We start from the raw sequence: 14,634 nt of genomic DNA on the forward strand, positions 1-14,634 counted from the left end.
CCGACAGCGATGGACGCTGAGGAGCGCGATGCGTTCCTCGGCAACGGTGGCACCGGCACCATCTCGTTCCCCAGTCCGAACGGCGAATAAAACCAGTTCAGTAGTCATTCGAGCTGAATCCCGGTCACTCCGCTCGAAGGTTTTAGTACGTGGAACGAGCGTCATTAGTATGGACAGCCCTCAATCGAACCGCAGCACGCTTCGGGATGATCGATGGTAGATCTCGCGCTTTCGGCGGCACAACTGCTTCTCGCACTCTTCCTCGTGGTGTTGAACGGCTTCTTCGTCGCTTCTGAGTTCGCGTTCGTCCGAATTCGGGGGACAACGGTCGACCAACTCGCCGCGGAGGGGCGGCCCGGCTCGGGGACGCTCCAGGAGGTGATGACGGACCTCGACAACTACCTCGCCACGACGCAACTCGGCATCACCATCGCCTCACTCGGACTCGGGTGGGTCGGTGAACCGGCAGTCGCAGCACTCCTCGAACCGGTTCTGGCGCCGATTCTCCCGGCGAGTCTCATCCATCTTGTCGCGTTCGCAATCGGGTTCGGTATCATCACGTTCCTCCACGTCGTCTTCGGTGAGCTCGCGCCGAAGACGCTCGCAATCGCCCAAACCGAACGCCTCTCGCTGTTCCTCGCCCCGCCGATGAAGCTCTTCTACTACCTGCTCTACCCGGGGATTGTCGTCTTCAACGGGGCGGCCAACGCGTTCACGCGGTCGCTTGGCGTGCCGCCCGCATCCGAATCGGAGGAGATACTCGGCGAGCGGGAACTGCTTCGAGTGCTCACCCAGTCCGGCGAAGGCGGGGATATTGATTCGGCAGAAGTCACGATGATCAAACGCGTCTTCGACCTCGACGACATCATCGTGCGGGAGGTCATGGTCCCGCGACCAGACGTCGTGAGCGTGCCGGCAGACACGCCACTCGCCGAACTCCATTCGACTGTTCTGGACACCGGCCACACACGCTATCCGGTCATCGACGCCGACGACGGCGACCAAGTCGTCGGATACGTCGACGTCAAAGACGTCCTGCAGGCGGAGGTAGGCGACGGCGACGCTGAGACTGTCGAAGACCTTGCCCGCGATATTATCGTCGTTCCGGAGACGATGACCGTTCGAGACCTCTTGGTTCAGTTCAGAGAGGACCGCCAGCAGATGGCCGCAGTCATCGACGAGTGGGGAGCGTTCGAGGGGATTGCGACGGTCGAAGACGTCGTTGAAGCGCTCGTCGGCGACCTCCGAGACGAGTTCGACCGTGACGAGCGCGAACCGTCGATACGCCCGCACGACGACGAAGGGTACGACATCGACGGGGGCGTTCAACTGTCGAAACTCAACGAGATTCTGCCTGGAGACTTCGAGAGCGAGGAGGTCGAAACGATTGGTGGCCTGGTTCTCGAACAACTCAACCGCGCACCAGAACCCGGCGACAGCGTCGAACTCGCCGGACACGTCGTCGAGGTCACTGGGGTCGAGGGAACCCGAATCTCGACGGTGTGGGTTCGTGACCGAGACAGCGACGACCCTGCGGAGGAGTAGGCGCGCGTCTGCGACGCAGCGGGGTTCGTGAGCTGCGCCGTCAGGTCTCGCGCCACTTGTGGCCGCACTCGACGCAGGTGAACAGCCGCACCTCGTAGGAGCCGCCGGGCTTTGGCATCATCTCGGAGTACGCCCGGTCGCTGTCGCAGTCGTCGGCCGGACAGGGCTCCGCCATGGTCTCGGTAGCGTCTTGGGTCGCATCGGCCACGTCAGGTGCCCCGTCGTCCTGTTGTTCGTCCTGGGTCGCCATCGCCGCTTCCGCCTGCGAGTCCCGCGGCTCTTCGGCCCCACAGGAGCGACACACCCACGTGTCGCCCTCCGTGTGCATTATCGACCCACACCCGTCACAGAACTGCATATTGAGTGCGAGTACTCGGTTTTCGAATATATGTGTTAACACTCGATGCGTAACTGAAACTGCTAGAACTCCCGACGTCCAACTCCCCAATTGGACTCGTCAGCGAAGCGGTCCACTGCGCGTTCGACGTTCCAGTATCGGCTCGACCGGGCGGAAGCGTGGCTGGCACAGCAGTTCGCCGCCGATTCACTGGATGTCTACCTCGACGTGTCTCTCGACCCTGCGACCTGGAGTTCGTCCGGTGAGTAACACCGAGTTGGAATGTGACAAGGTAAACCCTACCCCGAGGGGCGACGTAGGTAGCCTCGTATGTCAACGACTGGTGCCAGCGTGCAGTTGATTCGCAACGCCACGGTTCTCGTGGATGTCGGCGACACGACGTTCCTCGTCGACCCGATGCTCGCGTCGCAGGGCGCGAATCCGCCCGTTCCGAACTCGCCGAACGACCGGAGGAACCCACTCGTCCCGCTGCCCGACATCGACCTCGACTACGACGCCGTGGTCGTCACACATCGCCACCCCGACCACTGGGGCGAGGCGGCCAGCGCGGAACTGGACGTGGACGTCCCGCTGTTCTGTCAGCCTGCGGAAGCAGACGAGTTCACTGACGAGGGCTTCACTGACGTCCGCCCTGTGGACGACGAGGCGGCGTTCGAGGGTGTCACCATCCATCGGACGCCGGGTCAGCACGGGCACGGGGACCTCGCCGAGGAGATGGGGCCAGTCTCGGGGTTCGTCTTCGAGGGCGACGAGACCGTGTACGTCGCCGGCGACACCATCTGGTACGACCCGGTCGCGGAGACACTCGACGCGTTCGAGCCCGACGTGGTCGTTCTCAACGGCGGCGAAGCCCAGTTCGAGCAGGGCGAACCGATTACGATGGGCGTCGCGGACGTCAACGCTGTCCGCGACGCCACTTCCGGCGAGGTCGTCGTCGTCCACATGGAAGCAATCAACCACTGCTTGCTGTCGCGTGAAGACCTGCGAGCGGAGACGACGAACGTTCACGTCCCCGAGGACGGCGAACACGTCGACTTCTAACGGGAATATCGATCCACAGTGGTTTCGCACTCTGCTCGATTCCGAGTGGTATCTCGGTCGGCATCGTCTGGATGACAACGCCGAGCGGCGTAACCAATCGAGCAGCTACAACCACCTGATTTCCTAGCTAATCCAGCGCGGAATCGCCGACAGAACTAACTATTAACTCTAAATGGCTATTTCAAATACTAACCAGATAGCAAATAGTTCCAGGAAAAATATTCCGACAGAATAAGGTTGGATGAATAATTTAAAGGCATGATTAGATTAGATATAAGTGGAAATAAAGGATTAAGTCATTCAATCGTGTTCTTCTTGGGTTTCTCGCCAATTCTACTATCTGTTATACTAACATTCTATTTTTCTGGTTGGTATGGCAAAGAGAGGCTGCCGACTGCCACTTCCGGAGCGGCCGTGGGAGTTCAGTCGAGCAGGTCTTGGCGAACTGTGCTGTCGGCGTCGTCGGCCGCGAAAGAACTCCGATTCTTGAGCGCCGCTCCGGTCTGCTCGTCGAAGAGGTGAACGGCGTCCTCCGGGAAGCCGACCTGAACGGTGTCGCCGCGGCTGACGTTCGGCACGCCGTCGGTCGTCGCGACGAACTCCGTCGGCGACGATTCGCCGTCGAACTGGAGATGGACGATGTTCACTTCACCCGTTGGCTCGACGACCGAGACCTCGGCCTCGAACTGCTGGCCGCGCCACTCTGAGTCGGCGACGTGGATATCCTCCGGACGGATGCCGAATACGACGCCGTCGTCGGCGTCGAGGGCCGCGAGCGTCGCCTCGGAGAGCGCGTACTCGAACGAGTCGGTCACGACGCGCCCGTCCCGGAGGTCGCCCTCGAAGAAGTTCATCGACGGCTCACCGAGGAAGCCCGCGACGAAGCGGTTCGCGGGCGCGTGGTAGCATTCGAGGGGCGTGCCGACCTGCTGGAGTTCGCCTTGGTCGAGGACGGCGATTCGGTCGCCCATCGTCATTGCCTCCGTCTGGTCGTGTGTGACGTACACCGTCGTCACGCCCAACTGCGTCTGGAGGTGCTGGAGTTCCGTGCGCATCTGCGCGCGCAGTTTCGCGTCCAGATTCGAGAGCGGTTCGTCCATCAGGAACACGTCCGGGTCACGGACGATGGCGCGGCCGAGCGCCACGCGCTGCTGTTGGCCGCCCGAGAGTTCGCCGGGCTTGCGGCCGAGTAGGTCTTCGATACCCATCATCTCGGCCGTCTCCTCGACAGTCGCGGCGATCTCGTCGGACGGCGTGTCCGTCGACTGAGCGAGCCCGAAGCTCATGTTCTCTCGGACGGACTTGTGCGGGTACAGTGCGTACGACTGGAACACCATCGCGATGTCGCGCTCTTGGGCCGACATGTCGTTGATTCGTCGGCCGTCGATGCGGATGTCGCCGTCGGTGACATCCTCGAAGCCCGCAATCATCCGCAGCGTGTTCGTCTGTCGATACCGTCGTCGTGACTATCGTTATCGACCATGCAGGTTCGACCACACCCCTACATCTATATAAAATCCCAGGGTGTGGTAGCCGTTTACACCCTCTGGGTGGGTGTCCTAGCCTCGCTACCACGGAGATTACTTTCCGGTACTAACGGAAATTTACGTGTGGGAAGGATACAACTGGAAGACCGGTCCCGCGGGCAATCACCGCGAATTTCAGCGGATCTCGAGTGTTCGAACTGCTCACCCCAATTCGTTCGTCGCCGCAACTCCCTGGGGCGAAGCGAGACGCTTCCCCCGACAGAATGGGATGAATTTCAGTATCGAGGTATCGCGGATAACTGGCCTGTACGTGGGTGTTCCGGCAGTTTCCCGCTGTCGAATTTGTTCCGGGAGTACCGGACTGGGGATGTACTCAGCACGGCGATAGCCCCAGAATACCGCCTACATTACAAACGTACTGGTGTAAGGATAGTCGCGGAATGGGTCCGGTAATGGCGGAAGAAAACTACCTGGATACGGCGCTGTGGATGGCTTCCCGAAGCGCACCCTGCACGTTGAGGACCAACATTTGTTAGTGAGTGGTGTCCGACGATGCCAACGTGTCCCAAGTTAGATTCCGCGATCCCGCAGGCAGCGTCAGAGAGGGAACCTGGACCGAGGACGGCATCGAATTCGGTGGCCGCGTCTACAGTCCCTCGACAGTCGACGTGTTGGCTCCGACCGAACCCTCGAAGATTGTCTGCGTCGGTCTCAACTACGCCGACCACGCCGAAGAAGAGGGAATGGACGTTCCGGACCGCCCGCTACTCTTCCTGAAGCCGCCGAACACGGTTTCGAGCCACGGCGACACGATCACGCTCCCGGCGGGCAAAGACACCATCGAGCACGAAGTCGAACTCGGCATCGTCATCGGCGAGCAAGCCCGGAACGTCGACGAATCGGACGCGATGGACGTGGTGGCGGGCTACACGTGCGCGAACGACGTGTCCAACCGCGACGACCAGTACGAGGAACAGAACTGGGTGCGCGGGAAGGCCTTCGACAACTCGTGCCCGCTCGGCCCCGTTGTCGCCGACACCGACGACGTACCCGAGGACGCGGACGTCGAACTGCGCGTGAACGGCGAGACCCGCCAGTCCTCGTCCATCGAGGAGTTCATCTTCTCCGTCCCCGAAATCGTCGCCGAAATCACCCAGTACGTGACCCTCGAACCCGGCGACGTGGTCTTGACTGGAACGCCGGCAGGCGTCGGCCCGCTCGGTGACGGCGACCACGTCGAGGTCGAAATCGAGGGTGTCGGCGTGCTCGAACACGGCGTCGAGCGAGTGGACTGAGCGACGCCCGCCAGCGCAGGTCAGGCGCGGCGCCGCCGTCGCCACCCATGCTGCGAATACTGCCGGTATCAAAATCCCCGTCCGTGTGAACAGTGAACCGTTTAGTCGTATGACGGATACAAGCTCGAACTACGTCGACGGGGAGTGGGTCTCGGCGTCGACCGGCGAGACAGTCGACGTGACGAACCCCGCAAAGCCCTCGGAAGTCGTCGCGCGATACCAACAGTCCGGCACCGAGGACGCCAACGAAGCCGCCGAAGCCGCAGCGGCCGCCGAGGACGAGTGGGCGAACACACCCGGTCCGGAGCGCGGACGCATCCTCCGACAGGCCGGCAGCATCCTCGCCGACCGCAAGGACGAACTTACCGACCAACTCGTCGCCGAAGAGGGGAAAGCGCGCCCCGAAGCAGCGGGCGAGGTACAGCGAGCCATCGACATCTTCCACTACTTCGCGGGGAAGGCGTCCGACCTCGGCGGCACGATGAAAGCCTCCAGCAGCCCCGACACCACACTCTACACGCGCAAGGAGCCGGTCGGTGTCGCAGCCCTCATCACGCCGTGGAACTACCCGATTGCGATTCCGGCGTGGAAACTCGCACCCGCGCTCGCCGCGGGCAATACGGTCGTCCTCAAGCCCGCCAGTGTCGCACCGGGTCCGGCCGTCGCGCTCGCAGAGGCGCTCGACGAGGCGGGCCTGCCCGACGGCGTGCTGAACGTCGTCACCGGTCCGGGTAGTTCGGTCGCGAGCACGTTCGTCGAACACGAGGAAGTCGACGCGGTGTCGTTCACGGGGAGCAGTCAGGTGGGGGAGATGGTGTACGACCAAGCGACCGACCAAGGCAAGCGCGCACAGACGGAGATGGGCGGGAAGAACCCCACGCTCGTTGCCGACTCAGCAGACCCCGAGGAAGCCGCCGAAATCGTTGCGAACGGCGGATTCGGCACTACGGGACAGTCGTGTACGGCGTGCTCCCGAGCAATCGTTCACGAGGACGTCTACGACGAGTTCGTCGACGCGCTCGTCGCGGAGGCCGAGTCCATCGACATCGGCCCCGGAATGGACCACGAGATGGGACCGCAGGTCAGCCAGAGCGAACTGGACTCCACGCTCGAATACATCGACATCGCCCGGGACGAGGGAGCTACCCTAGCGACTGGCGGTGACACGCCGGACGGACTTGGTGACGGCTACTTCGTCGAGCCAACTGTCTTCTCGGATGTCGACAACGACATGCGCATCGCCCAAGAGGAAGTCTTCGGCCCGGTTGTCGCCGTCATCAAGGTCTCCGACTTCGACGAGGGACTAGAGGTGGCTAACGACGTCGAATACGGCCTCTCCGCCAGCGTGGTCACCGACGACCACACGGAAGCCAATCGCTTCCTCGACGAGGCCGAAGCCGGCGTCGTCAAAGTCAACGAGAAGACGACTGGTCTCGAACTCCACGTGCCCTTCGGCGGCTTCAAGCGCTCCTCTTCGGAGACGTGGCGCGAACAGGGCGACGAAGGACTGGAGTTCTACACTATCGAGAAAACCGTCTACGACAACTACTGAACGCGCAGCGAGCGCGGCTTCCGAGACCGCGCGCATTCGACAATCGCGGACGGGCCGTCTCGACGGAGTGGGTGTCGCCGGACGCGTTCCGTGGCTGACTTCGGGGGAGTCGGCTACCGGTTGTCGTGTTTCCAGCTGTCGATTGGGACCTGTCCGCCGTCGACGCGCAGTTCGTGGCCGTTGACGTAGTCGCTGGCCGGCGACGAGAGGAACATCACGGCGTCGGCTATCTCCTCGGGTTGTGCGAACCTGTCCAGTGGGTTCGAGTCCAGAATCTGTTCGACAGTCTCGTCGGTGAACCCGTCAGTCATTCTTGTGTCGACCCAGCCCGGCGCGACCGCGTTCACGCGGATACCCTCACGGCCGAGTTCCAGCGCGAGGCTCTTCGTCAACCCGAGCAGGCTGAACTTCCCGACGTCGTACTCCGGGGACATCCCGACGGCGTTCTTCGTGTGTATCGACGTGATGTTGACGATTTTTCCGTAGCCCTGGTCGACCATGTTGTCGACGACGGCTTCCGTGCAGTTGATTGCGCCCCAGAGGTGGGTGTCGAGGTTGAGTTCGAAGCGACTGTCGTCGTCCCGCGTCAGGAACGGGCCGGTCGTCCCGACGCCGGCGTTGTTCACGAGAATGTCTATCCCGCCGAGTTCTTCGGTGGCGTCTGCGACCATCGACTCCACGGCGTCTTTCTCGGAGACGTCCGCCGCGTACGCGACGGCCTCCCCGCCCGCCTCCCGAATCGACGCCGCCGTCGTCTCGGCCGGTTCCAGGTCGAGGTCGTTGACGACGACTGTCGCGCCGTTGGCCGCCAGTTCTGCTGCAATCGCCGCACCGTTACCGCGCCCGGCGCCCGTAACGAGCGCGACGCGGTCGCTGCTGTCGAGTTCCATGCTACGTGTGCGGATTGGTGACTGTCCACTTGAATCTACGTGTCGGCGAAACGCAGTCCCCCGCCGAACGGTGAGCGACGGTGGATCGTCGTGCGCTCAGTCCGTCGTCTACTCCAGCGTAATCGTAGCGCCCGTTTCCGCGGATTCGTGGAGCGCTTCGAGCACGCGCATGTCGTAGAGGCCGTGGTCGCCGTCCGCGTACACGGGTTCCCCGGAGAGCACGCGGTCAGCGAAGTAGTCGAACTCCTCGGTCATCTCGTTGACGTCGTCGGCGACCATCGAGAACGAGTGGTCGTCCGTCTCGACGGTGAGTTCGCACTCCATGTGGAACGCCGGCGACAGCGTGAGTTGGCCGTCCGTCCCCGTAATCGTCAACTCCGTGTCCTCGTACGCGTTCTGCGTCGCCGTGAACGCCGCGTGTACGCCGTCGTCGTAGACCGCCGTTGCCGTGGAACGCTCGTCCGGAACGTCCGCGAACGCGTCGTGTGTGGACGCCATCTGCGCTTGCACGGAGACGGGATCCGACCCGAGGATGAACCGTGTCGTGTTGATTGGGTAGATGCCGAGGTCCATCATCGACGTGCCGTACCCGCTCGCGCCGGGGTCGAGGCGCCACTGGTCGGGGTCGTCGATGATGGAGAGCAACTGCTGGGAGTTGTTCCCGTACACCTGTACGGGGTCGCCGATGACGCCATCGTCGACGAGGTCACGGGCACGTCGGACCGCTGGCTCCGTGTGCATCCGGTAGGCGACCATCAGCGGAATGCCCGCGTCGTCGGCTACCTCGGCCATCTGCTCGGCGCGCTCGATGTCGGCTTCCATGGGCTTCTCGCAGAGCACTGCCTTCCCGAGTTCCGCTGCAGTCTCGACGTACTCCAAGTGGTAGGCGTTCGGTGTCGCGACGTAGACGGCGTCGTACTCGTCGGCGCACTCGCCGTCGTGGTAGTCGTCGCCGGAAATCGCGTGCGGCACGTCGGCCTCGTCGGCGAACCGCTGCGCTTTCTCCCGGGAGCGACTGACGAGCACGCTCACTTCACAGAGTTCCGTGTCGCGGATTGCGGGGATGGCCTCGTCGACCGTCCACCACCCGAGGCCGACGAGCGCGAGTCGAACCGTTCCGTCAGTCGCCGATTGCCAGTCGCGGTCCGTGAACGAGTCGACAGCTTGTGGGAAGTCCATACACCGTACTCCGCGGACTCGTCAAATAAAGGGTTGTGTCTCGGCGCCGCTCGCGGACCGTCGCGTCACGCGGTAACTTCTCGTTTCTCGCGTTGGTCGATGAGGCTGTTCTCCCCGTCGGACTTCCGGAACAGGTGGACGACGCCAATCCTCCCCTCGCCGAACGGCGAGCAGCTCCTCGAAATGACGTCGGTCGCGATGAATTCGACGCTGACCCGGATTCAGTACGCACAGCGACCGCTAGAACTGGATGACGCCTGAGCGCGGGCGAGATGCCGAGGTTTTAGTTGCCGGCGTGCGCGGGTGAGTTATGGCCGACGCGACTGCGCGGAAGCTCGAACGAATCGAGGACGCCCTCGGCGAGGAAGGGCTCGACGAACTCTGGTTCTGCCGCCCGGCGAACTACGCGTGGCTGACCGGCGGGGACCCAGTGATTGACGCGACCAGCGACATCGGCGTCGGCGCGGTCGGCGTCGGACAGGACGGCGTGCGCGTGGTGGCGCCGAACAACGAGCGCCAGCGCCTCCTCGACGAGGAACTCCCCGCGTTCGATGCCGCGGGCGTCGTCCCGGAAGTGACGGAGTACGAGTGGCACGAGGCGTCACTCCGAGAAGCAGTGGCGACCAACCACCGCGGCACGGCTGCCGCCGACGTCGACATCCCCGGTCTGCGCGAGTTCGACCCCGTGAGTGTGCGAGCGCCGATGCCTACCGCGGAACGACAGGGGTACCGTGAGGCCTGCGAGGAGACGACTGCGGCTGTCGAGGAAGTCGCACGAGGGCTGACTGCCGAGACGACGGAGCGAGCGGCGGCAGGCGCGCTCGCGGAGGCGCTCCTCGAACGCGGGTTCCGAGCGCCGGTCGTCCTCGTCGGCGGCGGTGAGCGCTCCCAGCGCTACCGCCACTACACGCCACGCGACGACCCGCTCGGGGAGTTCGCGCACTTGACGGTGGTCGCGGAGCGCGGCGGCCACGACGTCGCGGTGACGCGGACGGTGACGTTCGACCCGCCGTCGTGGCTCCGGGAGCGCCACGACGCCGCCTGCCGTGTAGCGGCCACCGCCGTCGCCGCGACGCGGGAAGCGGGTTCGACGGACGGGACAGCCGGCGACGTCTTCGACGCGATTTCGGACGCGTACGAAGCAGTGGGCTTCGAGGGCGAGTGGCAGGCCCACCATCAGGGCGGCGCTATCGGGTACGCGACCCGCGAGTGGGTCGCGACCCCGGACGCCGAGGACGTCGTCGCGGTGCCGATGCCGTTCGCGTGGAACCCGACTGTGCAGGGCGCGAAGTGCGAGGACACGGTGTTCGTCACGGAGGACGATACGGACGTGGTGACGACGACTGGCGACTGGCCGACGACGACCTACGAGGCGGTCGGCTACGACGAGTCCATCGCGTTCCACGACCCGCTTGCGGTCCAATAGACGAAAATATTATACTTCTGAATCACTCTTCCTATCAGAACTCTTTGTAGCACTCGACAGTTCGGTTGGGAGGCGTCGAGTGAGTGTCGCGGGCACCGTCGTGTCTCGGCTAGTCGAGACGTCCGTTCGGCCGCTATCAGCTACCGAGCAAGGAATCGTCGGAGCGACGTATACTCGACCAGCGTGGCTTCCTCGCCGGGATTTCGACGGAACAGCGAGTGGGCGTGTGTCGACCGTGGTGCAGACTGGTAAGGGCCGATGCCACTGTCCGAGGAAAAGACGAAACGGAATTTAAGCGTTTTTACCGAGTTATTGCGGTGTAAGAGACGACGACAGTCGGTATCACTCACTCGTTTCACGGGCGTCGGCTGAGCCATCTCGTATCACTCTCCACGAAGTGTTTTCCGGGAGCGACAGTAGAGTTGATTGACTCACATCGATGTCCGAAGACACGACGCTATTCTACTTTGTAAACTATTTCTACTTCCAGTAACAGACAGTTGTGTGATTGTTTCGGATGGCTGCTGTAGTGGCCTCGGCACGTGCGGGTTCAGGTGGCCGCTGCATCGAGATGGCAGCGGGCGAGCGCGTCGATTCAATCGCCGAGGAGTGCGTCGTAGCCGTCGTTGTAGCTGAGGTAGTACGAGATGGCTACCAGCACCGCGAGCGTGAAGAACCGGGCAAACACGTCCGGCGGCGAGAGAATCGACGAGAGCGGCAGCGAGAGGAGGGAACCGACGAGAAAGCGAACGTGTGGGGACCCGAACATATGCCACCGTAGCCGGGGAGGAGTAAAAGAGTGAGGACGGAAACGGCCACACCACAGAACGCACTGAACGGCTGTCGCTGGCACTCACGTAGTCTCGACGTGGTGCTCGACGACTGCTGCTTGGGCTTTCCGGACGAGTTCGCTGGCCGTACTCGTCGAGCAGTCGAGTCGTTCCGCGACGTCAGCAATCGACCCGCTGCGGGGCACTTCGTAGTAGCCGACGTCGACGGCGGCGTCCAGCGCGGCGCGCTGGCGGTCGGTGAGTCCCCACGGCGAGCGCAGGCGGTCGAATTCGTGGACGGATTCGATGGTGACGTCGAGGAGCGCGCTGAGTTCTTCGTGGAACGTGCTGAGCGCCGTCGGTTCGCCGACCGCCTCGAACTGTACCGCGCCGGTGTCCAAGAAGACGACCGGCGGGAGGAACACCACGCGCGCCTCGGCAATCGCGTCGAGGAGGGCAGGCGCGAACTCGTAGCGCTGCTGTTGGAGGAACACGTACGTGCCGTCGTCGCTCTCGACGAAGTTGCGCACGAGCAGCGAGTCGATGGCGTCGACAGCCGTCGCCGTCGCGTCCCGGTCGCCGTCGCACCAGAACAGCGTCGTCGCGTCGGCGGTCGGACTCCACGAGAGGAGTTCGGCGCGCGTGAGTGCGCTCGCCTCCGTGATTCGCTCGTGGAGCGGGTGGACGAACTCGTCGGGGTACGTCGCGGAGAACTGCGTGCGCTTCATGCCGCTATTGGGCGTCGTTCGGCGAATCGGCACATCAATACCCGTGGTTCGAGGGCGCGGTCACTGCGACGCCGCCAGAATCTCCGGGACGCTGTCGAGCAGCGTCTGCAGGTGGTCCGCGTTGTCGACGACGCGGAGCGTCGCCCCGTCGAGTTCTGACGCGAAGCGTCTGGCGTCGCCGAGCGGGACGTTCGTGTCGTCGCTGCCGTGCCACAGGCGAACGTCGCTGGAAACGGATTCGAAGCCGACGCGCCACTCGGTCGCCGTCTGTCGGAGTTCGGCGACGGTTCCCGAGCGGTGGTCGGCGAGTGCTTCGAGGAAATCCGCGCGCACGACTTCGGCTTCCTCGGCGGTGATACCCGACGGCTCGCCGGTCGTGTACTGCGCGAGGACGAACGACGGGTCGCGGCGGCGCGCGAGCCACGTCTGCGCCCGGAGCGCCCCACCGAGCAGTCGCGGCGTTCGCGCCGCCATCCCACTGAGGAGGCGGTGGACTGTGGGCTGGTCGGCGGTAGCCTTCGGTGGGGTCGCTCCGGAGACGACGTCGACGCGAGTGACTCGCTCCGGGAGCGTCGCCGCGGCGGCGAGTGCGTGTGGCGCCCCGCCCGAGAACGCGACGAGGTCTGCCTCCTCGGCGCCGGCGTCGTCGAGGACGGCGGTCACGAGCTGTCCGGCGTCCCGAATCGAGTAGTCCGGCCACGGGGAGGACTGCCCACAGCCGGGTCTGTCGAAGGCGAGCAGCCGAACGTCGTTCGCTCGTGCGTCGCGCTCGAACAGCGCACCGAGCCGGCGCGACCCCGGCGTCCCGTGGAAGAACACCACCGGGGTGCCGCTCTCGGCTCCGTACTCCGTGTAGGTGAGGTCGCGGTCCGCGTCCAGTCGTATCGTCCTCGTTCGCTCACCGTCTCGGTCCTCGCCGCAGTCGGGTGAACGAGTGTGTGCTGCCATTACCCGAAGGTATCCCCCACGGGCGGGAATCAATATTGCCGTACTGAACCGGTGGTTTATAACTTGGAGCGCCGATGACGCGCTCCGAGGAAGCAGTAGACGGCCGCCCGACGACCTGATTCGACTCCCCGATAGACCGAACCTTCATGCCAGCAGCCGCGGAACTACGGATATGTCCCAGCCCTCCCAGTTGGACCCCGCCGCGATGGACTGGCTGACCCTCGACGACGACGAAGAAGTCGTCTGGTCGGGGAAACCCCACAAGAGCAGTCTCATCCCCGCGCTCGTCGTCGGCATCCCGCTCTCGATAGTGCTGGTCGGCCTGCTCATCATCGCCTCCGCGTACCTCTACCGCGAGAACACGCAGTACGTCGTCACTTTGGACGCGCTCTACCGGAAGTCCGGCGTCCTCTCGCGCGACGTCCAACGCATCGACTTCGGGAAAGTCCAGAACACGTCCTACAGTCAGGGATTCTTCGGCACCCGATTCGGGTACGGGAACGTCGACATCTCCACCGCCGGCGGCTCCGGCGTCGAGATGCAGTTCCAGTCCGTCCCCGACCCGCGACACGTCCAAGAGGCCATCAACAAGCGCGTGAAAGCCACGCAGGGCGACTCGACGCCCGAGAACGGCGAGACCAAGGCGGACGTGCTCGACGACATTCTCGAAGAACTCCGCGGCATCCGGACGACACTGGACGCACAGTCGGCGCCCGAGAGCGACGCCACGCGAGCGTCCACCGAGACGGGGATGTTCGACGAGGACCCGGATGCGCGCTCTACCGACGAATGAACGGGGAGCGCGGCGAGACCGCGGCCGTCGACCCGGCAATTCCGGTCGGCGACACGGAGTCAGTCGTGTGGACGGGACGGCCGCGCGTCACCGTCGTGATTCCGGCCGTCGTTGTCGGACTCGTGTTCGCCGCCGTCGGCCTCGCTGGCGCCGCCGCGAGCGACTCGTGGCTGCCAGTAGTGTTGGTTCCATTCGGAGTACTGGTGCCGGCGTGGCGGTACCTCCGGAACCGCCGCACGCAGTACGTGATTACCGACGAAGCGCTGTACAAGAAGACGGGCGTGTTCTCGCGGGCGGTGTCACAGGCCTCCCTGCACACCGTCCAGAACAGCGCGTTCTCCCAGTCGCTGACCGGGTCGGTGTTCGGCTACGGCTCCGTCGAATTCGAGATTGCTGGCGGCGGCGACTTCACGTACCAGCGAATCGGCGACCCGCGGGAGATTCGCGCGCTCGTCGACGAAGCGGTCGGCCGCACCGACAGCGTCTCCGGCGGCCGGCGCGCCGAGCAGTCGGTTCCGGGGAGCGTCGAGCAGTGGCGGGCGGTCCGCGAGGAAGTCCGAGCGCTCCACCGGAGCCTCCGTCGACGCACGAACTAACTCGGCGCGAGCGCGGCCGCTTCCGC

Annotated in this window: 14 protein-coding genes and 1 pseudogene; 8 read left to right on the top strand and 7 right to left on the bottom strand. The window is 64.1% G+C overall.

What is annotated here, in order from left to right; genetic code table 11:
- Positions 1–213: 213 nt before the first annotated feature.
- Positions 214–1,545, top strand: coding sequence for a hemolysin family protein (locus tag AVZ66_RS06395; protein ID WP_058982916.1), 1,332 nt, complete (start codon positions 214–216; stop codon positions 1,543–1,545).
- Between the two features lie 40 nt (positions 1,546–1,585).
- Here the strand turns inward: AVZ66_RS06395 and AVZ66_RS06400 are convergent, their stop codons facing one another.
- Entirely contained in the window at positions 1,586–1,903 is a 318-nt protein-coding gene (locus AVZ66_RS06400) for an RPA12/RPB9/RPC11 RNA polymerase family protein (protein ID WP_058982918.1), read from the bottom strand.
- A gap of 309 nt (positions 1,904–2,212) precedes the next feature.
- Here AVZ66_RS06400 and AVZ66_RS06405 point away from each other — a divergent pair, with 309 nt between their 5' ends.
- A complete protein-coding gene (locus AVZ66_RS06405) occupies positions 2,213–2,944 on the top strand; it encodes an MBL fold metallo-hydrolase (RefSeq protein ID WP_058982920.1) in 732 nt (243 codons plus the stop codon).
- Between the two features lie 422 nt (positions 2,945–3,366).
- Here AVZ66_RS06405 and AVZ66_RS06410 read toward each other — a convergent pair.
- Positions 3,367–4,392: pseudogene (locus tag AVZ66_RS06410) on the bottom strand (ABC transporter ATP-binding protein); the annotation flags it as partial.
- Between the two features lie 599 nt (positions 4,393–4,991).
- Between AVZ66_RS06410 and AVZ66_RS06415 the strand changes: the two are divergent.
- The gene (locus tag AVZ66_RS06415) at positions 4,992–5,726 is read left to right on the top strand and encodes a fumarylacetoacetate hydrolase family protein (protein WP_058984657.1); all 735 of its coding nucleotides are present in this window, start codon (positions 4,992–4,994) and stop codon (positions 5,724–5,726) included.
- A 109-nt stretch (positions 5,727–5,835) separates the two neighbouring features.
- Entirely contained in the window at positions 5,836–7,278 is a 1,443-nt protein-coding gene (locus AVZ66_RS06420) for an aldehyde dehydrogenase family protein (protein ID WP_058982922.1), read from the top strand.
- A gap of 113 nt (positions 7,279–7,391) precedes the next feature.
- Here AVZ66_RS06420 and AVZ66_RS06425 read toward each other — a convergent pair whose 3' ends face one another.
- On the bottom strand, positions 7,392–8,168 hold the full coding sequence (locus AVZ66_RS06425; protein ID WP_058982923.1) for an SDR family NAD(P)-dependent oxidoreductase: 777 nt from the start codon (positions 8,166–8,168) through the stop codon (positions 7,392–7,394).
- A 108-nt stretch (positions 8,169–8,276) separates the two neighbouring features.
- Positions 8,277–9,347, bottom strand: a complete 1,071-nt coding sequence (gfo6, locus tag AVZ66_RS06430) for a D-xylose 1-dehydrogenase Gfo6 (protein WP_058982925.1) — start codon at positions 9,345–9,347, stop codon at positions 8,277–8,279.
- A 99-nt stretch (positions 9,348–9,446) separates the two neighbouring features.
- On the opposite strand from gfo6, the gene AVZ66_RS16185 reads away from it, so the two are divergent.
- Together AVZ66_RS16185 and AVZ66_RS06435 are read left to right on the top strand one after the other, a co-directional pair.
- Entirely contained in the window at positions 9,447–9,608 is a 162-nt protein-coding gene (locus AVZ66_RS16185) for a hypothetical protein (RefSeq protein WP_157575623.1), read from the top strand.
- 49 nt (positions 9,609–9,657) lie between these two features.
- Complete coding sequence (locus tag AVZ66_RS06435; RefSeq protein WP_058982927.1) at positions 9,658–10,773, top strand: Xaa-Pro peptidase family protein; 1,116 nt, start codon at positions 9,658–9,660, stop codon at positions 10,771–10,773.
- A 595-nt stretch (positions 10,774–11,368) separates the two neighbouring features.
- On the opposite strand, the gene AVZ66_RS16190 is transcribed toward AVZ66_RS06435, so the two are convergent.
- From AVZ66_RS16190 to AVZ66_RS06445, 3 genes are all read right to left on the bottom strand, one after another.
- Complete coding sequence (locus AVZ66_RS16190) at positions 11,369–11,542, bottom strand: hypothetical protein (RefSeq protein ID WP_157575624.1); 174 nt, start codon at positions 11,540–11,542, stop codon at positions 11,369–11,371.
- 84 nt (positions 11,543–11,626) lie between these two features.
- A complete protein-coding gene (locus tag AVZ66_RS06440) occupies positions 11,627–12,271 on the bottom strand; it encodes a helix-turn-helix domain-containing protein (RefSeq protein ID WP_058982929.1) in 645 nt (214 codons plus the stop codon).
- 60 nt (positions 12,272–12,331) lie between these two features.
- Entirely contained in the window at positions 12,332–13,219 is an 888-nt protein-coding gene (locus AVZ66_RS06445) for an alpha/beta fold hydrolase (RefSeq protein WP_058982931.1), read from the bottom strand.
- Between the two features lie 172 nt (positions 13,220–13,391).
- Between AVZ66_RS06445 and AVZ66_RS06450 the strand changes: the two genes are divergently transcribed.
- Positions 13,392–14,012, top strand: a complete 621-nt coding sequence (locus AVZ66_RS06450) for a PH domain-containing protein (protein ID WP_058982933.1) — start codon at positions 13,392–13,394, stop codon at positions 14,010–14,012.
- Positions 14,009–14,608, top strand: a complete 600-nt coding sequence (locus tag AVZ66_RS06455; RefSeq protein ID WP_058982934.1) for a PH domain-containing protein — start codon at positions 14,009–14,011, stop codon at positions 14,606–14,608. Before AVZ66_RS06450 ends, AVZ66_RS06455 begins: the two co-directional genes overlap by 4 nt.
- Positions 14,609–14,634: the final 26 nt, after the last annotated feature.

Origin of the sequence: Halobacterium sp. CBA1132, from assembly GCF_001485535.1 — an archaeon.
In the GTDB taxonomy this organism is placed as follows: Archaea; Halobacteriota; Halobacteria; order Halobacteriales; family Halobacteriaceae; genus Halobacterium.

Bases quoted from the DNA above. Each gene is read 5' to 3' on its own strand.
- AVZ66_RS06395 (WP_058982916.1), top strand. From the start codon at position 214: ATGGTAGATCTCGCGCTTTCGGCGGCACAACTGCTTCTCGCACTCTTC.
- AVZ66_RS06400 (WP_058982918.1), bottom strand. From the start codon at position 1,903: ATGCAGTTCTGTGACGGGTGTGGGTCGATAATGCACACGGAGGGCGAC.
- AVZ66_RS06405 (WP_058982920.1), top strand. From the start codon at position 2,213: ATGTCAACGACTGGTGCCAGCGTGCAGTTGATTCGCAACGCCACGGTT.
- AVZ66_RS06420 (WP_058982922.1), top strand. From the start codon at position 5,836: ATGACGGATACAAGCTCGAACTACGTCGACGGGGAGTGGGTCTCGGCG.
- AVZ66_RS06425 (WP_058982923.1), bottom strand. From the start codon at position 8,168: ATGGAACTCGACAGCAGCGACCGCGTCGCGCTCGTTACGGGCGCCGGG.
- gfo6 (WP_058982925.1), bottom strand. From the start codon at position 9,347: ATGGACTTCCCACAAGCTGTCGACTCGTTCACGGACCGCGACTGGCAA.
- AVZ66_RS16185 (WP_157575623.1), top strand. From the start codon at position 9,447: ATGAGGCTGTTCTCCCCGTCGGACTTCCGGAACAGGTGGACGACGCCA.
- AVZ66_RS06435 (WP_058982927.1), top strand. From the start codon at position 9,658: ATGGCCGACGCGACTGCGCGGAAGCTCGAACGAATCGAGGACGCCCTC.
- AVZ66_RS16190 (WP_157575624.1), bottom strand. From the start codon at position 11,542: ATGTTCGGGTCCCCACACGTTCGCTTTCTCGTCGGTTCCCTCCTCTCG.
- AVZ66_RS06440 (WP_058982929.1), bottom strand. From the start codon at position 12,271: ATGAAGCGCACGCAGTTCTCCGCGACGTACCCCGACGAGTTCGTCCAC.
- AVZ66_RS06445 (WP_058982931.1), bottom strand. From the start codon at position 13,219: ATGGCAGCACACACTCGTTCACCCGACTGCGGCGAGGACCGAGACGGT.
- AVZ66_RS06450 (WP_058982933.1), top strand. From the start codon at position 13,392: ATGTCCCAGCCCTCCCAGTTGGACCCCGCCGCGATGGACTGGCTGACC.
- AVZ66_RS06455 (WP_058982934.1), top strand. From the start codon at position 14,009: ATGAACGGGGAGCGCGGCGAGACCGCGGCCGTCGACCCGGCAATTCCG.